Origin of the sequence: Pseudomonas putida, assembly GCF_004357765.1 — a bacterium.
Taxonomy (GTDB): Bacteria; Pseudomonadota; Gammaproteobacteria; order Pseudomonadales; family Pseudomonadaceae; genus Aquipseudomonas; species Aquipseudomonas putida_U.
This window is the reverse complement of sequence record NZ_SMTE01000014.1, coordinates 85,908-112,880: the sequence shown is the minus strand read 5'-3', so window position 1 is coordinate 112,880 and position 26,973 is coordinate 85,908. Positions and strand designations below refer to the sequence as shown.

The window sequence follows — 26,973 nt, the reverse complement described above, 5'->3', positions numbered from 1 at the left end:
TTCCTTGTTACGGCCCCATTGCCCGGTGCCGGCTCAACAGCCCAGACAGCAGGCAATACAGGCGGTTGACGAAGTTACAGAGGGCTCTTGTGTGACGAAACGCATCTGGCGCGATTTAGTTCTCAATTTTCGCGGGGCTCGTTCGTCCTATTAAGGATGACCCCCGTATAGGCACCCCTAGGTGCCCCGTAATTAAGGATTGCCACGATGTCCATGCATCCACGCAGCTCATTCATTGAACTTCTGCGCCTTATCAAGCCCATGCGCGGCGTCCTGATGATATCCATCGTGCTCGGAATCCTCGGCGGCCTGAGTATCACCGGACTGCTGGCCACCATCAACGCCAGCCTGCACAGCGACAGCGCCGGCAACCTGGGCCTGCTGCTGGCCTTCGGCGGACTGTGCGTCATGGCCCTGGTGGGCTCGATTCTCTCCGACATCGGCACCAACTACGTGGGCCAGCACGTGATCGCCCGCCTGCGTATCGAACTGGGCCGGCGCATCCTGTCGGCACCCATCGACCAACTGGAGAGCTACCGCAGCCACAAGCTGACCCCGGTGCTGACCCACGACGTCGACACCATCAGCGACTTCGCCTTCGTCCTCGCCCCGCTGGCCGTCTCGCTCAGCGTTACCCTGGGTTGCCTGGCCTACCTTGCCAACCTGTCGCTGCCGATGTTCCTCACCACCGTGGTCGCCGTGCTCATCGGCAGCGCCGTGCAGTACCTGGCCCGGGTCCGTGGCATCAAGGGCTTCTTCGAAGCGCGTGAACACGAGGACGAACTGCAGAAACAGTACCGCGCCATCTCCGAGGGCGCCAAGGAACTGCGCATCAACCGTAGCCGTCGGCTGCGCCTGTTCGAAGACAAGCTCAAGGGCACCACCCAGCGCATCTGCGACATCCAGGTCCGCTCGATCAAACTGTTCGTGATCGCCAAGGGCTTCGGCTCGACCTTGTTCTTCATCGTCATCGGCGTCGCCCTGGCCTTCCAGGCGCTGTGGCCCAGCACCGACAAAGCCACGCTCAGCGGCTTCATCCTGGTGCTGTTGTACATGAAAGGCCCGCTGGAGCACCTGATCGGCACCCTGCCCATCGTCAGCCGTGCCCAAGTGGCCTTCAAACGCATCGCCGACCTGTCGGCGCGCTTCTCCTCGCCGGAACCGCACCTGATGCTGGCCGACACCCGCCCGGCGCCCACCAGCATCGACAGCCTGGAACTGCGCGACGTGCGCTACACCTACCCGCGACAGCCCGATACCGCGCCATTCGAGCTCGGCCCGATCAACCTCAAGGTCAAGCGCGGCGAGATCCTGTTCATCGTTGGCGAGAATGGTTGTGGCAAGACCACCCTGATCAAGCTGCTGCTGGGCCTGTACGTGCCGCAGCAAGGCGCCATCCTGCAGGACGGCCAGCCGGTCACCCCCGAGCACTACGACGACTACCGCCAGTTGTTCACCACCATCTTCTCCGACTACTTCCTGTTCGACGATCTGGTCCAGGCCGACGAAGAAGTACCGGTGGACGCTGAGCAATACCTGCAACGCCTGGAAATTTCCCACAAGGTGAACATCAAGGAAGGCAAGTTCTCCACCACCGATCTGTCCACCGGCCAACGCAAGCGCCTGGCGCTGCTGCAGGCCTGGACCGAGAAACGTCCGGTACTGGTGTTCGACGAGTGGGCCGCCGACCAGGACCCGACGTTCCGCCGCATTTTCTACAGCGAACTGCTACCGAGCCTGAAGGCCATGGGCAAGACCATCATCGTGATTTCCCACGACGACCGTTACTTCGATTGCGCCGACCATCTGCTCAAGCTCGAATCAGGCAAGGTGCTCGATGAAATGACCGCGGCCTGATCATGCCAACACCCTCCACACCAGCGCCAGGCATCAGCCGCCGCCGCTGCCTGCTCGGTCTGGCCGGGTTGGCCCTGGCGCCCTGCCTGCCGGCCCTGGCCCAGGCGCCACGCCTGGTGACGCTGGACTGGAGCATCGCCCAGACCCTGCTGGCGCTGGACGCGCCGCTGCTGGCAACTGCGGAGATCGAACGCTACCGCCACCTCGTGCGCGTTCCCGCCATCCCTGCCGGCGTCCTGGAGCTGGGCTTGCGCCAGGAACCGAACCTGGAACTGCTGGCCCAGCTCGCCCCCGACCGGATCCTCATCAACAGTCACCAGGGCACCCTGCGCGATCGCTTGCAGGCGATTGCGCCGGTAGAGGCCTATTCGTTCGTCAGTGAGCAGGGCCAACCGCTGCGTCAGGCCGCCGACACCACCCGGCAGATCGCCCGTGCGGTAGCGCGCGAGGCCCAGGCCGAAGCCTGCATCGAGAGCCTTCAGCAACAGTTGCAGCAGGCCCGCGACGTTCTGCATGGGCTAGGCGACCGCCCGCTGTACCTGATCAGCCTGGTGGACAACCGCCGGGCCATGGTGTTTGGCCGCCACAGCCTGTTCCACGACGTGCTCGAGCAGGTGGGGGTACGCAACGCCTGGGAAGGCGCCACCAACCAGTGGGGCTACGCCACCATCGGCCTGGAGCAGTTGGCCGCCACTCCCGATGCCGCCCTGCTCTACTTCAACAGCGCTGCCGGGTTGCAGGACAGCCTGCCCGACAACCCGATCTGGAACCGCCTTGGCTTTGTCCGTGAGCAACGCCTGGCCAAGCTCCCGGAGGTGCTGTTCTTCGGTGGCTTGCCCGCCGCCGCCGAATTCACCCGCCTGTTGCTCGAACACCTGCCGGAGACGCAGCATGCATGACACGCCCCTCGCGCAACCGCGCCAGCTGTTCTGGCCGCTGGTGCTGGTCGCACTGGTCGCCACCGGCCTGACCCTGGCCAGCTTCGGCAAACAGCTACCGGGGGCACTGTGGTTGCAGGCGATCCTCAACCCCGACAGCCAGGACATGCGTCAATTGATCCTGCATTACAGCGTACTGCCACGCATCGTCACTGCCTGGCTCTGCGGCTATGCCCTGGCGCTGGCCGGTACGGTACTGCAACAGGCACTGCGCAACCCGTTGGCTGAACCAGGCACCTTGGGCATCACCTCCGGCGCGCACCTGGCCCTGGTGCTGTGCACGCTGTTCGCCCCCGGTTTGCTGGAATGGGGGCGGGAATGGCCGGCCCTGGTCGGCGGCCTGGTGGCGGCAGCGCTGGTCATCGGCCTGGCCGCCCGTCAGGCGTTCTCACCCGTAGCGCTGATCCTCGCCGGGCTGGTGATCAGCTTGTGCTTCGGCGCTTTCAGCGCCGCCATGGCCTTGTTCAACCACGACTACCTGATGGGCCTGTTCATCTGGGGCAGTGGTTCGCTGGGCCAGTTGGACTGGACCAGCGTGCGTTTCATGCTGCCCTACGTACTGTTCGCCACCTTCGCGCTGGCCCTGCTGGCACGTCCCCTGGCCTTGCTCGGCCTGGACGACAACGGCGCCCGCAGCCTGGGCCTGAACGCCGGACGCGTGCGGGTGCTGGCGGTAATGCTGGCGGTGCTGCTGAGCGCGGTCACCGTCGCTGCCGTGGGCGTCATCGCCTTCGTTGGCCTGGCCGCGCCCACCCTCGCGCGCCTGCTGGGCGCCCGGCGCCTGCGCTCGCGACTGTTCTGGGCTCCGCTGATCGGCGCGCTGCTGCTCTGGCTCACCGATCAACTGGTGTTGCGCTACCCCATGGGCTACCGGGAAATCCCCACCGGCATCGCCACCGCCCTGCTCGGGGCACCGCTGTTGATCTGGCTGCTGCCGCAACTGCGAGCCGCCCGCCAGCTCAGCGTGGCGCGGCCAGCACTGCAGCGCCCACTGCAACGCCCTCGGTTGTGGCTGAGCATCGGTGCCCTGGCACTGATCGCGCTGCTCGGCGTGGCCTTGCTGGTAGGCCAAGGCCCCGATGGCTGGCACTGGACCGCCAGTGACCAGTGGCAGACCTTGTTGCCCCTGCGCGCCCCCCGGGTGTTCGCAGCATTGGCAGCCGGGGTGATGCTGGCGCTGGCGGGGCTGTTCATCCAGCGCCTCACCGGCAACCCCATGGCCAGCCCGGAGGTACTGGGTATCAGTGAGGGCGCCGCCGTCGCGGTGATCGCCCTGAGCTTTATGCTGGCCAGCCCCGACCGCGGCCTGCAACTGCTGGCCGGCACGGGTGGGGCGCTATTGATGATGGCCGTGCTGTTCATCCTCAACGCCCGCTCGCAGTTCATTCCGGAGCGCGTGCTGCTCAGTGGCATCGCCATCACTACCGCCTTCAGCGTGTTGGTCACGGTGCTGCTGTCCAGCGGCGATCCACGGGTTGGCGGGCTGCTCGCCTGGATGTCCGGCTCCACTTACCAGGTCAGCGCCCACGAGGCCGGCCTGGCGGTGCTTTGCGCCGTGCTGCTGGCCTGCCTTACACCGCTGCTGTTGCGCTGGCTCGAGCTGTTGCCCCTGGGCACGCCCACCGCCTTGGCACTGGGGGTCGACATCGGCTGGGCACGCGCCTGCGTGCTGGTGATGGTGGCCTTGCTCAGCGCCGCCGCCACGTTGATCATCGGCCCCTTGAGCTTCGTCGGCCTGATGGCCCCGCACATCGCCCGCCTGCTGGGGTTGCGTGGTGCCCCCCAACAGGCACTGGGGGCGATGCTGGTCGGTGGGCTGATCATGGTGCTCGCCGACTGGTTGGGGCGTAACCTGATCTATCCGTTCCAGATTCCGGCCGGGCTATTCGCCACCTGCATCGGCTGCCCGTACTTCATCTGGCTGATGCGCAAGGCATGAACCGCCCGCCCCTGCCCCCCAGTGCCGCCGAGCGCCTGCAGACGCTGGCCATGGACAGCCGTGTGCCGGCCCTCCAGCGCTTGAGCCTCGACCCCGCGCGCAGCCGCCTGCGCGCCAGCCAACTGCTGGAAAGCGCGACCCTGACCGAGCTGTTGGCCTGCTACAGCCAACGCTTTCCAGGCTGTGACCGCCGTGCGGTGATCTCGCTGTGGAGCAAGGGTTACTTCGAAGCGTTGTTCCCGCCGTTGCTGGCAGCCACCCTGAGCCTGGAACTGCGCTTGCCGATCGCCTTGGAAGACCTGGGCATCGACGTCAACGAACGCGGCACACCGATCCTGATCGTACTGCCCGACCCAGGGCAGGTCATGGACCACCCCGACCAAGCTACCCAGCAACTGTGCCAACTGTTTCACGACAACCTCACGCCGTTCGTCGAACATGTGGCGCGCTTCGGCAAGGTATCGGCGCGGGCCTTGTGGGGCAACGTCGCAGCCTACCTGGCCTGGGCCATGAACCTGCTGGTGCAGCAGCAATGGCTGGCGCCCAGACGAGCGCTGGAAGTCCGGGCACTGTTCAGCGCCCGCGAACTGCCCGATGGCCGGGCCAATCCGCTGCACAGCGCCTACCAGTTCGAAACTGCCGATGGCCAGCCCCGACGCAAGGTGTGCTGCCTGCGTTACCAACTGCCCGATCTGCCTTACTGCGCCGACTGCCCACTGACTTGCCGACCACCCCGTACAGCCCGTGCCGGCTGAGAGGGTTTAGGGCTTAGCCACGCGCAGCGATAAAAGTTTCCGGTTTATTGCGTGATTTGCGTCTCATTACTAATAACAAACACATCTCACTCTCACACCCTAGGCAAAGACACATGATTCGCAGTCCTTCTCCCTCGCAACCGACTCTGCTCTCAATGTTGCTGCGCCGGCGCTGGCAGCCTCTGGCCGCTGGCGCCTTCACCCTGGCAATGCTGTGCACACAGGCCCATGCAGCCCCCGTGGCGGTGAACATCCCGTCGCAACCACTGGGCAACGCGCTGGTGGCCCTGGGTCAGCAGAGTGGGCTGCAGATCCTCTACCAGAGCGACCTGGTCAACGGGCTGCGCGCTCCGGCCGTGCAGGGTGAAATGGAACCGACCGTGGCCTTGCAGCGGCTGCTCGACGGCACCGGCGTGCGCTACTCGGTCAGCGATGGCGTGGTCAATCTGTACCGCACCGACGACAACGCCCTGACCCTGCCCAACACCAACATCAACAGCGTCGGCGTACAGAGCGTCACCGCACCCATGGAAGGCGTGGTCGCCACGCGCTCGGCGGTAGGCACCAAGACCAACACCGCCATCAGCGAAGTGCCGCAGTCGATTTCGGTCATCACCCGCGACGAGATGGACAAGCGCGGCGTGCAGGACTTCAACTCCGCGGTGGCCTACACCCCCGGTATCCGCGCCGTCGATTACGCCGGTGGCCAGGGAGCGCCGGACATCTACCTGCGCGGCTTTCGCTCGTTCAACCTGTTCGGTATCTACAAGGACGGCCTGCGCAGCGGCTTCAACCAATACGACACCGACTTCGAAACCTACGGTCTGGAACGTCTCGACGTGATCAAAGGCCCGGCCTCGGTGCTGTATGGTCAGATGGCCCCTGGCGGCATGGTCAACCTGACCAGCAAGCGCCCCACCGACGAACCCATCCATGAAATCCAGATCCAGGGCGGCAGCTTCGACCGCAAGCAAGGCGCCATCGACCTCGGTGGCCGGCTCGACGACGAAGGCAAGTTCACCTATCGCCTGGTGGCACTCAAGCGCGACAGCGGCACCCAGGTCGACCATTCGCCGGACGACCGCACCTACGTCGCTCCGGCGCTGACCTGGAAGCCTGACGATGACACCAGTTTCACCGTCCTGGCCAGTTACCTGAAAACCCGCAAGGGCGGCGCCGAACAGAGCTTTCCGGTGAACGGCACATTGACCAATACACCGTACGGCCACATTCCGTCGAGCACCTACCTGGGCGACCCGCACGTGAGCAAGTACGAGGTCGAGAACACCTCCCTCGGCTACATCTTCGAGCGCCAACTGAACGACGACTGGAAGTTCACCCAGAACGCCCGCTACATGAAGGTCGACGTCGACTACATCAGCAACGGTGCCCGCAACAGCGGCCAACTCGGCAGCGACGGACGTACCTATACCTTCGGCTACCAGAAGCGGCCGAAGAAAACCGATACCTTCCTGCTCGACAACAACCTGGGCGGCCACTTCGAGACCGGCGCCATCGGTCACGATGTACTGGTCGGCCTGGACTACGGCCATTACTCGGGCCGCGAATCACGCCGTGGCGTCACCTCCAACCAGACTGTCGACATCTTCGACCCGGTCTACAATGCCAGCCCGACCTGGAGCAGCACGCTGCAGACCGATGGCAAGAGCGTCGTCTCGCAGAAGGGCGTGTATTTCCAGGACATCCTCAGCCTCGACAACTGGCGCCTGACCCTGGGCGGGCGCAAGGACTGGGTTGAAGGCCGCGAATACAGCTACCTGTACGATGTCCGCAGCGTACAGAAAGACCACAAGTTCACCGGCCGCGTGGGCCTGGCCTACCTGTTCGACAACGGCATCACCCCCTACGCCAGCTACAGCACCTCGTTCCAGCCGACATCGGGCGTGGCCCAGGACGGCAGCTACTTCAAGCCCACCGAGGGCGAACAGTACGAAGTGGGTATCAAGTACGAGCCGCCAGGCTACAACAGCTTCATCACCTTGTCGGTGTATGACCTGACCCAGAAGAACGTCACCACCACCGACCCGACCAACCCCAGCTTCCAGGTACAGACCGGCGAGCAGCGTTCCCGTGGTGTCGAGCTCGAAGGCAAGGCCGAGTTGACCCGCGGCCTCGACCTGATCGCCTCGTATGCCTACACCGATGCCGAAGTGACCAAGGCCAACCCGGTGGGCACCGGTGCCAACGCGTACAGCCTCAAAGGCAACGTACCGATTTCGGTGCCCAAGGACACCGCCTCGCTGTGGCTCGACTACACCGTGCAAGGCGGCCCGCTGGAAGGTTTGGGCATGGGCGTCGGGCAGCGTTATGTCGGCTCCTCCTACAACGCCAAGAACACCGTCAAGGTCCCTCACTACACCCTCACCGACGCCAGCGTGCGCTACGACCTAGGCCATTTGACCGACGACCTGAAAGGGGTTTCCGTGGACCTGAGTGCGAGCAACCTGTTCGACAAGCGCTACTTCACCCCCGGTTTCTATGAAGAAACCGTGTTCTACGGCAACCGCCGCACGGTCATCGGCAGCCTGACCTACAAGTGGTGAACCAACGCTGAAAAAAAGCTCCGTGACGGCAGACGCCGCACGGAGCTTTTTTTGGGGTTCTTCGTGGGAGAGGCTCGGCATGGCTTGAGGGCTATGGGTTGCGCGGATCGAGCGCCGCGCGGGCGGCGCTCGATCTGCGCAACCCCGCACCACCTAAGCGAACACCCCTCAGCCAAACACCTCCAACAAAACCTCGGCGATCAGCGCCTGGGCCTGCTCAGCCTCATCCACCAACGCACCCATGCGCACGAAGTCGTGGGTCATGCCCTCGTACACTTCGCAGCGCACCCGGACCCCGCTCGAACGCGCCTTGTCGGCATAAGCCAGGGCCTGGTCGTAGAGCGGATCGTGATCGCCCACCAGCATCAGCATCGGAGCGGCAGTGCCGGGCACGGCACCGAGCAACGGTGAGAAGCGCGGGTCCAGCCGGTCCTCGGGCTGGCGCTGATAATGCTGATAGAACCATTCCAGGGTACGCGCCTCGAGCAAATAACCCTCGGCGAACCGCTGCATCGAGTCGCCTTGGTCGGTGGCGTCGGTCACCGGGTAGATCAGCACTTGCAAGAGCGGTTGCACGTCAGCCAGGTCCGGGTTGGCCGCCAGCTGGTTGGCCAGCACCGTGGCCAGGCTGCCGCCGACACTGTCGCCTCCGAGGGCCACACGCGACGGGTCCAGAGCCAGCTCAGCGGCGTTGCCCAGCAACCACTGCAACGCCTGCAGGGCATCCTCGCAGGCCCCTGGGAAGCGCTGTTCCGGGGCCAGCCGGTAGGCCACCGCCAGCACCGCACAACGCGCCTGCTGGGCCAGGGCGCGGCACAGCGAATCGTGGGAGTCGAGACTGCCAACCACATAGCCGCCGCCGTGGAAATACAACAGGACCGGCAGTGCAGCATCATCCACCACGTCGCGATACAGCCGCGCTGCCAGCGGCCCGCCGGGGCCGGGAATGGTCAAGGCCTGCACCCTGTGCACAGGCTCCGGTCCCAGGTCGAGACGCTGCGAGGTCAGTTCGAACTCGCTGCGCGCCTGCTCCGGGCTGAGGTCAGCCATGGCCTGTACTTTGCCCTGGGACCGGCCCGCTTGGGCCAGCTCCAGGAATGCTGCGATTTCCGGGTTCAACGCCATACCACGTTCTCTCATCGAAGGTTTCACCGGGCGCGCTCCAGCGACTCGCTCAACAGCCCCTGCAGGGCATCGAGCAAGACCGAACTGTGCATCACCTCGAAATGCCCGCCCTCCAGGGTCGCCTGGGTGAACGGCTGTTGTCCTAACTGGGCAGCCAGACGCCGAGCGTCGGCTTCGCGCTGGCCGATCCACCAGCACAGCGGCTGGGCCTGCACTGTCGGACAAGCCGGCAATTGCCGTGACAGTTGTCTGAGGCGACGGGCCACGCAGAACACCTGGGTCAATTCCTCGCTGCCCAGACGGGCAGCGAAGCTCTGCGGGTCTGCGCCCTCGGCAAGAAACGCCTGTACATAGCTCGAAACCGCTTCGCGGTCTTCCTCGCTCGCTGCCACCGGGGGCAGGCTGCGCCCCTCGGCCATCAGCCCAAGGAACGCCTGCAGATCAAGCCGCCAGTCATCCTCTAGCGCTGGCCCGTGTGGATTGGGTACGTATCCGTCGACTAGGGCAAGCACGCTGACCTGCTGACCCATGCGCTCCAGTTCGGCCGCCATCAGCGTTGCCAGCGTCGCCCCCAGCGACCAGCCCAACAGCTGGTATGGCCCCTGTGGTTGGCGGGCGCGCACGGCGTGCACGTAGTCACTGGCCATCTGTTGCAGCGATGCGTCCTGCCACTGCGGATCGAGCAGCATCCGCGACTGGATGCCATAGACCTGACATTGGCCATCCAGACGCCGCGCCAACGGCTCGTAGTCGAACACCGTGCCGAACCCGGCATGCACGCAGAACAGCAGCGGAGCATCCGGTCCGGCAGTGTTCATGCTCAGCAGCAGTTCGGGACTGCTCGCCGCGGCATCCCGCGGTAGCAGTTGGGCGATGCTCGGTTTCTGCATCAGTTCGCGCAGCTTCAGGCTGAATCCCTGAGCCTTGAGCGCCCGGCAGCGGGCCACCAGTTGCAGGCTGAGGATCGAATCACCACCGAGCTCGAAGAAATTGTCGTCCAAGCCAACCCGCTCGACCTGCAGGACCTGTTGCCAGATCTCGGCCAAGGCCTGCTCCAGAGCCGTCTGCGGCGCCCGGAACGGACGTTGGCCGACCGTGCTGGGCGCCGGCAAGGCCTGACGGTCGAGCTTGCCGTTGGGCATCAGCGGTAGCTGCGTCAATGCACACCACTGGCTCGGCACCATGTAGTCGGGCAAGCTCGCCTGCAACTGCTGGCGTAGCGCATCCAACGCCGCCTGCTGCGGAGCCTGATCTGGCGTCAGTACCACATAGGCGATCAGTTGCTGGCCGCTGACGGCTTCAGCCGCCACCACCACCGCCTCGCGTACCCCAGGTTGCAGGCGCAGGCAGGCTTCGATTTCACCCAGCTCGATGCGGAACCCACGGATCTTCACCTGGTGGTCGATTCGCCCAAGGTAGTCGATGACCCCATCGGCGCGCTCGCGCACCAGGTCGCCCGTGCGGTACAGCCGTCCGCCGACGCTGAACGGGTCGGCGACGAAGCGCTCGGCGGTCAGGCCGGGCCGCTGATGGTAGCCGCGCGCCAGCGTGCCGCCGATGTACAGCTCGCCTGCGACGCCCACCGGCACTGGATTCAAGCGGGCGTCCAGAACGTGCAGCTCCCGCTCGCCCACGGCAGTGCCGATCGGCGCATAGCTGGCCTCACAAGAAGTGTCGGACGACGCCTTCCACAGCAGAGGTGTAATCACCGTTTCGGTGGGGCCGTAACCGTTGATGATGTATTGCGGGCGCAAGGCCGCCTTGGCCCGCTCGAAACTGGCCTGGGGCACCGCCTCACCGCCGAAGCAGTAGATCCGCATCGGCGGTGGGTTGCCGTCGCGCTCAGCCTCCTCGGTCAATTGCTGGAGGTACACCGGCGGGAATGCCGCCACCGTCACCTGGTACTCGTGCAGGGCCTGATAGGTGCGCTCGGCGGTCCACAACTCATCATCGCGGATCACCAGGCTGGCGCCGTGGCTCAACGCGGTCAGCCAGCGCTCCTGGGCACCGTCGAAGGCGAATGACATGAACAGCAGCTCGCGGTCGGCAGGGCTCATCTCGTAGCGCTGGCCAATGGCTGCGCAGTGTGCGGCCAGGGCTCCATGGGCAACGGCAACGCCTTTGGGCTGGCCGGTGGAACCGGAGGTGTAGATCAGGTAGGCGAGGTCATCGACCTGCACCTGCGCCGAAAGACTGTCGGTGGGCACCGCGCAAAGGTCGAGTTGGTCCAGCAACAACACCTGTCCCGAGGCTGGTGCCGGCACCTTGGTGGCCAATGCGCTATGGCTCAGCAGCACGCCGATGGCGGCATCTTCCACCAGATACTGCAGGCGTTCACGCGGGTAGCTGGTGTCCAACGGCACATAGACATGGCCGGCTTTGAGCACTGCCAGCATGGCCACGATCATCTGTTCCGAGCGAGGCAGGGCCAGGCCGATATGACTGTGGCCAGGCAGGCCCAGGCTGTGCAGATGGGCCGCCAAGCGACTGGCTTGGGCATCCAGTTCGGCGAAGGTCAACTGCCGGTCCTGGCACAGCAATGCCACGCTGTCCGGCTGGCGCATCGCCTGCTCGGCGATGCACTGGTGCAGCGGCAGGTGCTCGGCAGCGACCTGCCGCGTCCGGGGTGCCGGCATCGGCACCAGCGCCAACTGCCCCAAGGGTCGATGGGCATCCTCGCTGACGGCCTGCAGCAGATGTTCCATGTGGCCACGCAGGCGCTCGGCGTGGTCGCTTTCGAACTTGTCGCGCAGGTACAGGTACTCGATTTCCAAGGTGCTGCCGACGCTCACCGCCAGGTCCATGGCGAAGTGGGTGACATCGACCTTGCTCGGTTTCTCGAAGCGCAGACCGTGCTCGGTGCGGGACTGGAACGCCCGGTCCACCGGGTAGTTCTCGAACACGATGATGCTGTCGAACAACGCCTGGCCGCCCTGTCCCGCCCAACGCTGCAACTGCGACAGCGGCGTGTGCTCGTGCTCGCGTAGGGCCAGGTTGTAGGCCTGCAGCTCACGCAGCCATTCGCCTAGCGGTTGCTCGCTGCGCGGCGTCTGGATCACCGGCAAGGTGTTGATGAACAGGCCGAGCATTTCCTCGGAGCCAGGCAGTGCCGCCGGGCGTCCGGACACCGTGGCGCCGAAGGCCAGGGTGGTTTGCCCGGTGTAGGCCTGCAGCAACAGGATCCACGCGGCCTGCACCACAGTGTTGAGCGTGACCCGCTGGGCCTGGGCGAACGCCTGCAAGCGCTGGGTGGCGTTGGCATCCAGGCGGGTATAGGTCACCCCGTGACCGCTGGCCGATGCATCGCAAGGCAGGCTCTCGGCCAGCAAGGTCGGCGCCTCCAGGGCCTGCAGGCGTTCGCGCCAGAATACCTCGCTGCGAGCCTGGTCCTGGCGCGCCAGCCAGCCCAGGTAGTCGCGGTAGCGACCGGCCACGGCCGGCAGCGGCTCGCCCAGGTAGGCCTGCATCATTTCGCTGATCAAGCGCGCGCTGCTCCAGCCGTCCAGGAGGATGTGGTGGTTGGTCCAGATCAGGTGGTGGGTATCCTCGGCCACTCTGACCAGCAAGATCCTCAGCAACGGCGCCTGCTCCAGGTCGAAACCCCGGGCCCGCTCCTCGAGCCCCAGCGCCTGCAGCCGGGCCTGTTGCACATCGGCGTCGAGGTCACGCCAGTCCAATTCGCTGACGGGCACGGCCACCTGCTGTCGCACCACTTGCAGCGGCTCACGCAGGTCGTCGCGCCAGAGGAATCCGGTACGCAGGATGGCATGACGGTCGATCACCTGAGCCCAGGCATCGCGCAAGCGCGGCACCTGCAGGCCGTGCACCCGGACGTTGACTTGATTGACATACAAACCGGAGGACGGCGCATTGACCGAATGGAAAAGCAACCCCTGCTGCATCGGTGCGAGTGGGTAAATGTCTTCTACCGCGCGCGGCGTCAGGCCCAATTGGTCGAGCTGGGCCTGGTCCAGGCGTGCCAGGGCGACATCGCTGGGCGTCAAGCCACCGGCAGCGTCCGAGCAGCAATGCTCGATGATCGCCTGCAACTCGGCCAGGTAGTCGTCGGCCACACCCTGCAGGGTCGCCGCATCGAACAGCTCGGCGCTGTAGATCCAGTTGAGGGTCAACTGGCCTTCATGCACCTGGCCGTTGATGGTCAACCAATTGCTGATCGGCGCTTCGGCGCTCTGGTTGGCACCGGTGCCTTCGTTGGCCGGTGTCAGCAGGCCATCGTCGCTGAAGCTGCCGTCGAACTGGCCCAGGTAGTTGAAGGTCACCCGCGGCGTCGGCAGCTCGGCCAAACGCTCGGCCTGTTCGGCACTGCCCAGGTAGCGCAGTACCCCGTAGCCCAGGCCTTTTTCCGGCACGGCGCGCAACTGCTCCTTGATGGCCTTGATCGAGTCGCCCAGGCCCTCGACCGGTGTCAGTTGCAGCGGATACAGGCTGGTGAACCAACCCACGCTGCGACTCAGGTCGAGGGCGTCGTCCAGCGGCTCGCGGCCATGACCTTCCAGCTGGATCAGGCACGCGCGGCTGGCGCTCCAGCGGCACAAGGTACGGGCCAGGGCGGTCAGCAGCAGGTCGTTGATCTGGGTGCGGTAGGCGGTCGGGGCCTGCTTGAGCAATTGCGCGGTGCGCTCGCCGTCCAGGCGCACGGCGATGCTGCGGGCGCTGGCGTTGCTCGGCTCCCGGGCCGGAACCTGGCATGGCAACGATCCCGCCGCCTCGGTACCTTGCGCCAGCCAGAACGGCAGCTGCGCCTGCAGCGTCGACGAGCCGGCGTGCCGTTCCAGGCACTGCAGCCACTGCGGCAAAGACGCTGTGGATGCCGGCAGTAAGTGGCCCGGGCCACCTTCATAGAGCGCTTGCAGGTCTTCGAGCAGTACACGCCACGACACACCGTCCACCACCAGGTGATGGATCACCAGCAGCAAACGCTGAGTGCCGTCGGCCATGTCCACCAGCAACGCGCGTAGCAGCGGCCCTTGCGCCAGATCGAGGCTGCGCTGGGCCTGTTCGCAGTGGGCGCGCAGAGCTTCGCTGTCGGCGGCCTGGCGCTGCCAGAGCAAACTGCTGCCGGCAGGCACGGCGGCGAACTCGCCTTGCCACTGGCCCTGCTGCTGGCTGAAACGCAGACGCAGCGCATCGTGATGGCGCAGCAACGCTTCCAGGGCCTGAGCCAGGCGCTCGGCGTCCAGTGGCTGGCGGGCGGACAGTAGCAGCGACTGGTTCCAATGATGGGCTTGCGGCACCTGGCGCTCGAAGAAGCGTCGGGCAATCGGCAGCAAGCCGACACGCCCCTGGGGTGCAGGCTTGCCAGCCGCGGCAGGTTCAGACGTGGCGCTGACGACGCTGGCGGCCAATTGCTCGATGGTCTGCATTTCGAAGATCTGCCGCGAGCTCAGCTTCAGCCCACGACGCCGTGCCCGGGCGATGATCTGCAGACTGAGAATGGAGTCCCCGCCCAGTTCGAAGAAGTTCTCGTTGATGCCCACTTCCGGCAGCTTGAGCACATCGGCCCAGACCTCTGCCAGCAACTGCTCTTCAGCGCTGCGCGGCGCCACTTTGCTGCTGCGCAGTTCCTCGATGGCCGGCAGCGCCTTGCGGTCGAGCTTGCCGTTGGCCGTCACCGGCATGGTCGTCAGGGTCATCCACCGCGAGGGCAGCATATATTCAGGCAGGCATTCGCCGGCCCGTGCGCGTACCTGATCCAGGTCAGCGCCCTCGCTCAGCACCAGGTAGCCCAGCAGTTGGGCGGCCTGACCGCTGTCATCGAGCACGGCGACGGCATCCTGAACGCCGTCCAGACCCTTCAAGGTGGCAGCGATTTCGCCCAGCTCGATACGGTAGCCGCGCAGCTTGATCTGCTCGTCGATCCGCCCGAAGAACTCCAGGGAACCGTCCAGGCAGCGGCGTACCCGATCACCCGTGCGGTAAATGCGCTCGCCGCTGGCGAAGGGATTGGCCAGGAAGCGTTCGGCGGTCAGCCCTGGGGCCTGGTGATAAGCCGTGGCCAGGGTCGGACCGGCCACGTACAGCTCGCCAATGGCTCCGGCAGGCAAGGGGTTCAGGTCGGCGTCCAGCACATGCACACGCACCTGCCCCAGTGGCGTGCCAAGCGGCACCCGGACGCCGTGGGGCACTTGCGGCTGCACCTCGGTGGCCAGCACGCCCACCGTGGTCTCGCTGGGCCCATAGTGGTTGTACAACCGGCAGGCAGGCTTCAGTGCCCGTACTTGCTCCAGCAGCGGCCAGTCACAGGCCTCGCCACCGAGTATCAGGGCATGGGCCGGCAACACGTCGGCTGCCCGGGTCGCCTGCAACAGACCGCGTAGATGGCTCGGCACGATCTTCAACACGCCCACCTGGCGCTCGGCCATGGACTGGGCGAACGCATCGGGGTCGCGCACCTGCCGGTCACTGAACAGGTGCAGTGCCCGACCACTGCACAGCGCGCCGAACAATACGGTGTGGCCCAGATCGGCGGCCACGGTGGACACCATGGCCATGCTCGCCTCGGGCGGAATCTGCACACGCTGCAACAGGCCCTGCACATACTGATGCAACGCCGCATGGCTGACCTCGACGCCTTTGGGCGCCCCCGTAGAACCAGAGGTATAGATCAGGTAGGCGGTGCTGCCCGGTGCCACCGGACGCGGCTGACGGGCGTCCTGGCAGGCGCGCAGGGTGGCGATGGCCTCCCGGCGCAGAGTCGTCGAACCGTCGCCGACGGCGTCGGCCTGGGGTCCGATCAGCAGCGCCGCGCCGCTTTGCGTCAGGACCCGGGCCAGGCGATCGGCAGGAGTCGAGGGCTCCAGCGGCACATAGCTGAGTCCGGCCTTGAGCACGCCGAGCAAGGCCACCACCCAGTCGCAGCCGCGCTGCAACTGCAGCGCCACAGGTGTCGCCAGCGGCCAGCGCTGGGCCTCCAACCAGGCCGCGACACGCTCGCTGGCATGGTCCAGTTGCGCGTAGGTCAGCGCCTCGCTGTCATCGGCGATCGCCAAGGCCTGTGGGTTGCGCGCCACGGCTGCGGCGAAAGCCTGCAGCGGCGTGCCTGGCTCCAGGGCCTGCGTTTCGCTGCTGGCTTGCTCCGGCGCCAGCAGACGCAGATCACCCACGTGTTGCTCGGCACCGCGGCCCATGGCCTGCAGCACATGGGTGAGCTGAGCGATGATCTGCCCGGCCGCCTCGTCGCTGAAATGCTCACGGTGCCAGGCCAGCAGCAACCCTAGCCGGTTGCCCGGTTCGACCATCAGGCTCAATGGATAGTTGGAGCGCCCAGCCGTGCCCGAACCGCCCTCCCCGCGCTCCAGCGAGGGCAACAGGTTGACGCTCAGTTCGTGCTCGCGGGGCGGTACGGCTTCGGCCAGGGGGAAGTTCTCGAACACCAGGATGCTCTCGAACAGTCCGCGTCCGGCGTCGTTGCCGGTCAGCTTGAGAATGTCCTGCAACGCGCTGTGCTCGTGCTCGCGGGTCTGCAGAGCCTGGGCCTGAATGCCCTTGAGCCACTGCCCCAACGGTTGCTCGTCGACCACGGCGATGCGCGCCGGCAGGGTGTTGATGAACAGCCCGACGATGTTCTCCACCCCGTCGTGCTCAGGGGAGCGCCCGGACAGCGTGGTGCCGAAGATCACCTCATCCTGACCGGCGTAGCGGCCCAGCAACAACGCCCAGGCCCCTTGCACCACGGTATTCAGGGTCACCCCGGCCTGACGGCACAGCGTCTGCAGTCTGGCCGTGGCCGCCACGTCCAGGTCAAAACCGCGCTCGCCATAGCGCCCGGCCTGGGCCGGATTGGCCGCCTGGTGCGGCAATGGCGTCAGGCCCACGGCCTCGGGGAACACGCTGCGCCAGTAGGCCTCGGTACGGGTGCTGTCGTGGCGTGCCTGCAACCAGCTCAGGTAGTTGACGTAGTCGGTGCCGCCCTGGGCGGCCAGCACCTCGCCGGCGGCCAGCCGGCGGTAGGCGAGCAGGGTGTCGCGCAGCGCCACGCCCAGCCCCCAGCCATCGAGGTTGATGTGGTGATAGCTCCACACCAACCAGTGCTCGTCGGGGCTCACCCGCACCAGGTTGAACGACAGGTCGGCCGCCTGGCGGAATGCATAGCCGGCAGCGCGTTTGTCGGCCAGCAACTGGCGCAGCCGCGCCCACTGTTCGTCGCGGCTGCAGGCACTCCAGTCAAGGGTCGGCAAGGCCACCGGGAATTGCTTGAAGATGATCTGCACCGGCACATCCACTTCTTCCCAGCGGTAATCGGCGCGCAGGGCCTGGTGGCGGTCGACGGTATGCTGCAACGCCTGCCGAAACGCGGCGATCTGCAGGTCGCCGCGCAGGCTGAACACCTGCTGGTAGTGATACGGGTCCTGGGTGCCGCACTTGAGCGAATAGGCGAGGATGCCCTTCTGCACCGACGTGATCGGTGCGACCACCTGGATATTGGCTTTCTGGCGGGGGTTGCTGGAGGTCATAGGGATTTCCATAAGGCGTTAGAAGTCGCTGAGCAATTCATCGAGGGCGTCCTGGCTGAGCGCTACGCCCACCACGTCCGAAGGGGTCAGGGCACCGGCCTCACTGCCCAGGCAGTGGGCCACCAGCGCCCGCAGTTCATCGCCGTAACGCTCGGCCAAGGCCTGGATCGCCGCCGGCTCGAACACCTGGTCGCTGAAACTCCAGTGCACGGCCAGTTCGCCGTCCATCACCTGACCATTGAGGCTCAGCCAGTTGCCCAGCGGCGTATCGGGGGCCTGGCTGGCGCCGCTGCTTTCCCGGGCCGGGGCGAACAGGCCTTGGGCGTCGAGGCTGCTGTCCAACTGGCCGAGGTAGTTGAAGGTGATGCGTGGCTCGCCGAGGGCCGCCAAGGCCTGGCGGCTGTCGGCATCGCCCAGGTAGCGCAGCACACCGAAGCCGATGCCTTTGGCTGGCGCGGCGCGCAATTGCTCCTTGATGGTCTTGATGGTGCTCGCCATGTCGGCGGCAGGGGTCAGCCGTTGCGGATAGGCACTGGTGAACCAACCCAGGGTGCGCGACAGGTCGACATCGTCGAACAGCTCCTCGCGGCCGTGGCCTTCGAGCAGCACCTGGGCAGAGTCCTGCCCGGTCCAGGCACACAGTACCCGGGCCAGGGCACTGAGCAGCAGGTCGTTGACCTGACTGCGGTAGGCCGCCGGGGCCTGCTGCAGCAATTGTCGGGTGCATTCGGCGTCCAGCCGGGTAACCACGCTGCACGCATGTTCACTGGCCTGGCTGCCCTGGGTGTCGGCCCCCGGCAGCGGCCGCTCGGCGCCCTGCAGTTGCTGTTGCCAGTAGCCCAGCTCGGCCTTCACCTCGGCACTCCCGGCATAGGCCTGCAGGCGCTCGGCCCAGCGCTGGAATGCCCAGGTCTTGGCCGGCAAGCGCGGCGCCTGGCCGGCGGCGATCTGCTGGCAGAGACCGTGCAGGTCTTCGAGCAGAATGCGCCACGAGACCCCGTCGACCACCAGGTGGTGGATAACCAGCAGCAGCCGCTGGCTGCCGTCAGCCATGTCCACCAGCATGGCGCGCCAGATCGGCCCACGGCCCAGGTCGAGACTGGCCTGCGCGGCATCGCACAGGCGTTGCAGCTCATCGCCATCGGCAGCTTGGCGATGCCACGCCAGCGGCCCGCCGGCAGCCTCGCGGTAGTAGCCGACGCCACCCTCGAACACCAGGCGTAGCACGTCATGCTGATCCTGCAGCGCCGCCAGCGCCGATTCCAGCACCGACAACGCCAGGGGCTCACGCAGGTGCAGGAGCACGGCCTGGTTCCAGTGTCCGGGACGGGCCAGCTGACGCTCGAAGAAGCTGCGCTGGATCGGCGTCAGCGGCTGCTCTCCGGTCACCGACCCCTGGGGGCAGGTTTCGCCTTGATCGACGCGCACCACTCGCGCCAGGGCATGCAGGGTCGGGTGTTCGAACAGGTCCTTGGGCGACAGGCGCAACCCCAGCTGGCGGGCACGGCCCACCACCTGGATGGAGATGATCGAATCGCCGCCCAACTCGAAGAAGTTGTCATGCATGCCGATTTCGGTTTCACCCAGCACCGCCCGCCAGATCTGCAACAGGCTCGCCTCCACGTCATTGCCCGCCGCGACCGGCGCCGCGTCCTGGCTGTCGCGCTCGATCGCCGGCAATGCCTTGCGGTCGACCTTGCCATTGGGCGTCAACGGCAGCTCGGGCAACAGCATGAAATGGGTCGGCACCATGTAGGCCGGCAAGCACTGGCGTAGGTGCGCCTTGAGGCTGTCGACCGAGACCTGCTCCGCACCGGTGGCCACATAGGCCACCAACTGCTGGCTGGAGGCGAACGACTGGGCTTGGACCAACGCAGCGCTGACACCTGGGAAGGCGAGCAGGCCGGCTTCGATTTCGCCCAGCTCGATACGCAGGCCGCGGATCTTCACCTGGTGGTCGATGCGCCCGACGTACTCCAGGTCGCCCTGGGCGTTGTACCGCACCAGGTCACCCGTGCGGTACATGCGTTGGCCTGGCGCACCGAACGGATCGGCGACGAACTTCTCGGCGGTCATCCCCGGCTTGCCCAGATAGCCACGGGCCAGGCCGGCGCCAGCCAGGTACAGTTCGCCAACTACGCCGGCAGGCACCGGAACTCCGGTCGGATCGAGGATATAGCTGACCGTGCCGGGCAGCGTGCGACCGATACTGGCACGGCCACCGGCCTGGCGGCGGCAGAAGGTGGAATAGGTGGTGTCTTCGGAAGGGCCGTAGAGGTCGAACACCTGCTCGATGTGGCCCAGGGCGTACAATTCGTCGACCAGGCTCTGCTGCAGGGCCTCGCCCGCCAGGTTGACGATGCGCACACTCGGCGGAACCTCCCCGGCACGCAGCAACGCAGCGATCGCCGAGGGCACCGTGTTGATCAACCGCACCTGGTCGCGTGCGGCCAGCGTCGGCAGGGCCAGGGCATTGTCAGCCAGCACCAGGTAGCCCCCGCTGGCCAGGGTCACGAACAGCTCCCACACCGACAGATCGAAGCACACCGAGGTACTGGCCAGTACGCCCTGCAGCTGCTCCGGGCTGTACACGCGCTGCGCCCAGCTGATCAGCGCACTGGCGTTGCGCTGCTCGATGGCCACGCCCTTGGGCTGGCCGGTGGAGCCTGAGGTGTAGATCACGTAGGCCAGGTCTTCGGGCTGGGCGAGGGCTGGCAGGTCACAGGCGGGATAATCGCCCCATGCGCTGTCGACGCACAGTTGCTGCACAGCGCTGACCACAGGCAGTCTGCCCTGCAGCGCCTGCTCGGTGATCAGCAGGCCGGCGTCGCTGTCCTCGAGCATGTAGGCCTGGCGCTCACGGGGGTAGTCCGGGTCGATCGGCACGTACGCGCCACCGGCCTTGAGCACTGCCAGCACAGCGACCGGCAGCCAGGCCGTGCGCTGCAGCGCCACCCCGACCAGCACTCCAGGCTGCACGCCCATTTCACGCAGCTTGTGGGCCAAGCGGTTGGCCTGCTGGTTGAGCTGCTCGTAGCTCAGGTGCTGCTCGCCGGCAATCAGCGCCAACGCGCCGGGACGGCGTCGCACCTGGGCCTCTACCCACTGGGCCAGACCGAGCGGCGGGACGTGCAGGTCAGCCGAACTCCGGCCAATCGCCAACAAGGCCTCACCCTCGTCATCATCGAAGCCGTCGATGCCGGCAAGACAGCCCTGGGGCTGGGCCATGAAGCCCAGCAGCAATTGACGCAGATAGCTGCCCAGCCGCTCGACCGCCTCCTGGCTGAACGCCTGGTGCTGGTATTTGAACTGCACTGCCAGGCATTCGCCAGCGGTCACCAGCACCGTCAGCGGGTAATTGGTCTGCTCCTGCGCCTGCACCGGGCCAAAGCTCAAGCCCTGTGGCGCTCCTGCCTGCAACGCTTCGCTGATCGGGTAGTTCTCGAACACCAGCAGGGTATCGAACAGCGCCTCGCCAGACTGCCCGGCCCAGCGCTGCACATCGACCAGCGCTACGTGCTCATGTTCCCGCAGGGCCAGGCCGGCCTCCTGTACGGCGTGCAGCCATTGCAGGACGGTGAGTTGCGGCTGCGGCGCCAATACCATCGGTAGCGTGTTGATGAACAGACCCAACTGCTGCTCGATGCCTGCCAGGTGCGCCGGACGGCCCGAAACGGTCGTGCCGAAAGCCACCCCCGACTGCCCACTGAAGCGCTGCAGGAGCAAGGCCCAGGCTGCCTGCACCAAGGTGTTCAGGGTGGTCTTGTGCTGCCGGGCGAACGCCGCCAACTGCTGGCTGTGTTGCCCATCGAGTTGCAGTTGGTGCTCGCCATGACCCTCGCCCTCACCGCCCCTGCCCAAGGTCGCGGCCAAGCGGGTGGGCTCGTCGAGCAAGGCCAGGCGCTGCAGCCAGAAATCCTGGCTGAGCGCTGGGTCGCGCTGCTGCAGCCAGTGCAGGTAGTCGCGATAGCTGCCGGCGGCGCTGGCCGGTGTCTGTCCGGCGTAGTGCTGCAGCACCTCGCCGAGCAGTTGCGAATTGCTCCAGCCATCGAGCAGCAAATGATGGCTGGTGAAGATCAGGTGGTGGCGGTGGGCGCTCACCTGCACCAGGGTCAGGCGCAGCAATGGCGCCTGGTTCAGCACGAAACCGGCGGCCTGGTCGGCACCGGCCAGATGTGCCAGGGCGTCGTCCAGGTCGGTGCGTGCACGGTAGTCCTTCAGGCTCAGGGGCAGGCGTGCCTGCTTGTGGATAACCTGCAGCGGTCGCGCCATGCCCTCCCAGTGGAAACCGGCGCGCAACACCGGGTGACGGTCGAGCACGGCTTGCCAGGCTGCGGCGAAAGCCTCCACATCGAGGCCGTCGACATCCACGCGCATCTGATTCACATAGGCGGCGCTGTGCGGCGTATACAGGCAGTGGAACAACATGCCTTGCTGCAAGGCGGTCAACGGGTAGATGTCTTCGATCTCGGCCACCGGCACGGCCAGTGCATCGAGCTCCTGCTGCTCAAGATCACGCTGGGTGAAGTCCGATGGCGTGACGCCGGCCTCGCCGACGCACAGGCAGTGCTCGATCAGCTCCACCAGTTCAGCAGTGAAAGCATCGGCCAGGGCCTGGATTGTCTCGACGCGGAATCGTTGGTCACTGAAGGTCCAGGTCAGGCTCAGGCAGCCGTCGTACACCTGGCCATCGATACCCAGGTCAGAGGTCAGTGGCGCCAGGGCATCGACGTCGCTGCCGCGCGCTTCGTTGGCCGGCAGCCAGGCGGCATCGGCAGCGAAGTTGGCGTCGAACTGGCCCAGGTAGTTGAAGGTGATGCGCGGCTGCGGCAAGGCCTGAAGGGCGGCGCCGGCATCGCTGAGGTAACGCAGTACGCCATAGCCCAGGCCTTTGTTGGGCACCGCGCGCAGCTGTTCCTTGATCGCCTTGATCGACTCGGCCAGCTCGCTGCGCGGCGTCAGCTGTAGCGGAAACACGCTGGTGAACCAACCCAGGGTACGGCTCAGATCGGCATCGCCGACCACCGCCTGCTCGCGGCCGTGGCCCTCGAGCTGCACCAATGCTGTCGGCTGACCGGTCCAGCGCACCAGCACCCGGGCCAGGGCGGTGAGCAGCAGGTCATTGATCTGCGTGCGGTAACTGGCGGGCGCCAGTTGCACCAACTGACGCGTGCGCTGGCGGTCCAGCACGCTGCGCAGGCGGGTGGCCTGAAGCTGTGGCGTGCTGCCCGGCTGGCCATCTTCGGGCAACGTCGTACTGGCACCGGCCAGTTGTGCCTGCCAGAAGCCCAGTTCGGCCTGCAGGGCCGGGCTGCGCGCGTAGTTCTGCAACTGCTGCGACCAACGCTGCAACGACGTGGTCCGCGCCGGCAAACGCGGCACCTGCCCCTCGACCGCCTGGCGCCAGGCGCTGTCGAGGTCTTCAAGCAGGATGCGCCAGGACACCCCATCGATGACCAGGTGATGCACCACCAGCAACAGTCGCTGCTCAGCGTTGGGCAGTTGCACCAACAGCGCACGCAGCAGGGCACCGCTGGCCAGGTCGAGGCTGGCCTGGGCTTCGCTGCACAGGGCCTGCAAACCCTGGGCATCGGCCAACGAACGCAGCCACAGGGGGTCTGGCAACTCGGCCAGGGGCAGGAAGCGTCCCTGGCGACCACTGAAAGCCAGGCGCAGCCCATCGTGCTGGGCGAGCACGGCCTGCAGGGCCACGCCTAGCGTGTCCGCCGCCAACGGCTGGCGGGGCGTCAGCAACAGCGATTGGTTCCAATGGTCGGCATTGGCCAATTGCAGGTCGAAGAACCAGTGCTGGATCGGTGTGGGCAGCAACTCGCCATGGGTCGGTGCTTGATCCACCACCGCGAGCCGGTCGCGGCGGGCGACGGCGGCCAGGGCCGCCAGGGTCTGCTGCTGGAACAGGTCCTTGGGGCTCAATTGCAGCCCTGCCTGACGGGCGCGGCTGACCACCTGGATGGCGACGATCGAATCGCCACCGAGCTGGAAGAAGTTGTCATCGCGACCGACCTGCTCGACGCCCAGCAAACGCTGCCAGATGTCGGCCAGCACCGGCTCCACCGGCCCCTGCGGCGCCACGAAAGCATCCTGCAACCGGCTCAGGTCCGGGGCCGGCAGCGCCTTGCGGTCGAGCTTGCCGTTGGGCGTCAGCGGCAGGCTGGCCAACAGCATCAGGTGCGCCGGCACCATGTAGTCGGGCAGGCTTTCTCCCAGCCAGGCCTTGACCGCCACTGCCAGGGCCGCCTCCTCTGCAGACTCGGTGCGCGGTACCAGATACCCCACCAGTTGCTTGCCGGCGACCCCATCACGGGCGACCACCACCGCTTCACGGACCTCAGGGTGCTGTTGCAGGCGTGCCTCGATCTCGCCCAGCTCGATGCGAAAGCCGCGCACTTTCACCTGCTGGTCGATACGGCCGATGTATTCCACCACCCCGTCCTCGCGCTGGCGCACCAGGTCGCCGGAGCGGTAAAGACGGCCACCCTTGCTGAACGGGTCGGCGACGAAACGCTCGGCGGTCAGGCCTGGGCGCTGGTGATAACCTCGCGCCAGGCCCTCACCGCCCAGGTACAACTCGCCCACCGCGCCCAGCGGCACCGGATTGAGTTCGTTATCCAGCACCCAGGCGCTGCGCTGGCCGATCAGGCTGCCGATGGGGGCATAGGCAGCGCCGCACTGCTCGTCAGGCGCGGCTTTCCAGATCAGCGGCGTCACCACTGTTTCGGTCGGGCCATAGCCGTTGATGATGAACTGCGGACGCAGCACCCGCTTGACCAGCTCGAAGCTGGCCTCCGGCACGGCGTCGCCGCCGAAGCAGTAGATGCGCACCGGTGGCGGGTTGCCCTGGCGCTCGGCATGCTCGGCCAGCTGCTGCAGGTAGACCGGCGGGAAGGCCACCACGCTCACCTGGTGCGTGTGCAAGGCGGCGTAGGTCTGCTCCGGGGTCCACAGGCTGTCGTCGCGCAGCAGCAAGCTGCCGCCGTGGCTGAGGGTGGTCAGCCAACGCTCGTGGGCGCCATCGAAGGCGAACGACATGAAGTGCAGTTCGCAGTCGTGCTCGCTCATCTGATAGCGCTGGCCGATGGCTGCGCAATGCATGGCCAGGGGACCATGTGCCACGGCCACGCCCTTGGGCTGGCCGGTAGAGCCGGAGGTGTAGATCAGGTAGGCCAGCTGACCTGGCTCGCAGTGCGCTGCTGGACAGTCCAGCGGCTGGCCCTGCAGCTCGAGTCGGGCCAAGTCCAGCACCGGCAGATGCGCCGGTACCGGCAGGTCGGGCAACAACCCGGCATCGCTGAGCAACAGCGCCACACCGGCATCTTCCATCAGGTAGGCCAGGCGCTCTGCGGGGTAGCTGGCATCCAGCGGGACGTAGGCCGCGCCTGCCTTGAGCACGGCCAACAGCGCCACCAGCATCTGCGGCGAGCGTGGCAAGGCGACCGCGACGCGGGCTTCGGCGGCAATGCCAAGCCCGCGCAGGTGCCAGGCCAGTTGATTGGCTCGTTGGTCGAGCTCGGCGAAGCTCAGGCGCTGGCCCTGGCAGAGCACGGCCGTGGCCTGCGGCCGTTGGCGGGCGTGTTCAGCGATACGCTGATGGATCGGCTGGTAAGGCACTGCCGGCGTCTGCGGGCCGTTGAACAGGCGCTGGCGGGCCAGCTCCTGCTCATCGACCAGTGACAGCTCGGCCAGGGCCGCCTCTGGCTTGGCCAGGACCTCGGCCAGTAACGTCTGGTAGTGACGGCACAGGCGCTGCATGCGCGGTGCGTCGAACAGGTCGGTGGCATAGCTGAGGGTGGCGAACAGGTTGCCGTCGGCATCCTCGGCGGTGTCCAGGCCAAGGTCGAACTTGGCCACCGGGGCGCCGACACTGAGCACCTGGGCCTCCAGGCCGGCCAACCCCTGCAGGCGGTCGAGCGCACGCCGCTGGTGGTTGTACATGACCTGGAACAACGGGTTGTAGCTCAGGCTGCGACTCAGTTCCAGGCCATCGAGCAGTTGCTCGAAGGGCAGGTCCTGGTGGGCCTGGGCCTGCAGCACGGTGTTTCTCACCTGGGCCAGCAACCCGGTGAAACTGACCTGGCCATCGAGCTGGCTGCGCAACACCTGGGTATTGACGAAGAAGCCGATCAAGCGCTCGGTCTCCAAGCGGTTGCGGTTGGCGACCGGCACCCCCACGCGGATATCGGCCTGGCCACTGTAGCGGTGCAACAGCACCTTGAAGGCCGCCAGCAGCACCATGAACAGCGTAGCGTTGTGCTGCCGGGCCAGGGCCTGCAGGCCCTGACACAGCGCCGGCGGCAAGCTGAACTCCAGGCTGGCCCCACGCAGGCTCTGCTCGGCCGGGCGCAAGCGATCGGCCGGTAGCTCCAGCGGCGGTTGCTCGGTCCCCAGCGCCTGCCGCCAGTAGGCCAACTGGTGCTCGGCTTCACCGGCTTCGAGCAGGCTCTTCTGCCACAGCGCGTAGTCGGCATAGGCAATCGGCAGTTCGGCCAGGGACGCCGGCGCGCCACCGCTGAACTGGCCGTAGAGCGCCACCAACTCGTCGATCAGCAGATTCATCGACCAGCCATCGGCGACGATGTGGTGCATGCACAGGCTCAGCACCTGCCGCTGCTCCCCCGTCTGCAGCAACACCGCACGCAGCAGCGGCCCCTGACGCAGGTCGAACGGAGCCAACGCCTCCTGCTGCAGGGAGGTCTGCAACTGGCTTTCGTCGCAGGCACGCACCTGCAGTTGGAACTCCCCGGCGTCCTGGATCACCTGGAAAGGCTGCTGATCATCCTGGTCGAAGGTGGTGCGCAGTGACGAGTGACGTTCGATCAACGCGCCAAACGCACGTTCCAGCGCCGCCACGTCGAGCTCTCCGTCCAGGCGTACCGCCGAGGCGATGTTGTAGGCGCCACTGTCTGGCTGCAATTGCCACAGCACCCACATCCGCCGCTGGGCGTACGACAGCGGCACCTGGGCCTCATGGGCCAGCCCCCCAGGGATCGGATAGAGGCCAAAGTCCACGCCCCGCTCGCGCAGGCTGCGCCAGAAGATCCGCTGCTTCTCGGGGGGTAGGCCAATGAAGCGCCGAACGAAATCCTGGGATTCTTGTGTGCTCATCTGATTCTTTCCATCACTGCCGGTGCGCGGCGCCGGCATGGGTTGGGGGTGGGCCATGGCCGGGCGCAGGGCCCGCCTGGCTCATTAATCAGAGGACGAAAGGTGGGGGGCTTTCTTTAGGTTGCTGGCCGCTTCCGCCGTTACCGAGGGCGCAGGTGTTGCGGTCTATCGAGCGCCGCGGGGTGTGCGCTTGAGAGG

8 protein-coding genes are annotated in these 26,973 nt (G+C 66.3%); 5 read left to right on the top strand and 3 right to left on the bottom strand.

Annotated elements, in window-relative coordinates:
• The first annotated feature begins 207 nt into the window (after positions 1 to 207).
• From E2H86_RS20835 to E2H86_RS20815, 5 genes are all read left to right on the top strand, one after another.
• Entirely contained in the window at positions 208 to 1,857 is a 1,650-nt protein-coding gene (locus E2H86_RS20835; protein ID WP_133331262.1) for a cyclic peptide export ABC transporter, read from the top strand.
• Positions 1,858 to 1,859: 2 nt separating this feature from the next.
• Positions 1,860 to 2,756, top strand: a complete 897-nt coding sequence (locus E2H86_RS20830) for an ABC transporter substrate-binding protein (protein ID WP_133331260.1) — start codon at positions 1,860 to 1,862, stop codon at positions 2,754 to 2,756.
• Positions 2,749 to 4,734: a Fe(3+)-hydroxamate ABC transporter permease FhuB gene (gene fhuB / locus E2H86_RS20825; RefSeq protein WP_133331258.1), complete on the top strand. Its 1,986-nt coding sequence runs from the start codon at positions 2,749 to 2,751 to the stop codon at positions 4,732 to 4,734. Before E2H86_RS20830 ends, fhuB begins: the two co-directional genes overlap by 8 nt.
• Positions 4,731 to 5,489, top strand: a complete 759-nt coding sequence (gene fhuF, locus E2H86_RS20820; RefSeq protein WP_133331256.1) for a siderophore-iron reductase FhuF — start codon at positions 4,731 to 4,733, stop codon at positions 5,487 to 5,489. The genes fhuB and fhuF overlap by 4 nt, the downstream gene beginning before the upstream one ends.
• A gap of 113 nt (positions 5,490 to 5,602) precedes the next feature.
• A complete protein-coding gene (locus E2H86_RS20815) occupies positions 5,603 to 8,053 on the top strand; it encodes a TonB-dependent siderophore receptor (protein WP_230385376.1) in 2,451 nt (816 codons plus the stop codon).
• A 168-nt stretch (positions 8,054 to 8,221) separates the two neighbouring features.
• Here the strand turns inward: E2H86_RS20815 and E2H86_RS20810 are convergent, their stop codons facing one another.
• Genes E2H86_RS20810 through E2H86_RS20800 form a run of 3 tightly spaced genes read right to left on the bottom strand, consistent with a single transcriptional unit; the run spans position 8,222 to position 26,775 of the window.
• On the bottom strand, positions 8,222 to 9,178 hold the full coding sequence (locus E2H86_RS20810) for an alpha/beta hydrolase (protein WP_133331374.1): 957 nt from the start codon (positions 9,176 to 9,178) through the stop codon (positions 8,222 to 8,224).
• 23 nt (positions 9,179 to 9,201) lie between these two features.
• The gene (locus E2H86_RS20805) at positions 9,202 to 17,652 is read right to left on the bottom strand and encodes a non-ribosomal peptide synthetase (protein ID WP_165976109.1); all 8,451 of its coding nucleotides are present in this window, start codon (positions 17,650 to 17,652) and stop codon (positions 9,202 to 9,204) included.
• An 18-nt stretch (positions 17,653 to 17,670) separates the two neighbouring features.
• On the bottom strand, positions 17,671 to 26,775 hold the full coding sequence (locus E2H86_RS20800) for a non-ribosomal peptide synthetase (RefSeq protein WP_165976108.1): 9,105 nt from the start codon (positions 26,773 to 26,775) through the stop codon (positions 17,671 to 17,673).
• Between the last annotated feature and the right edge of the window lie 198 nt (positions 26,776 to 26,973).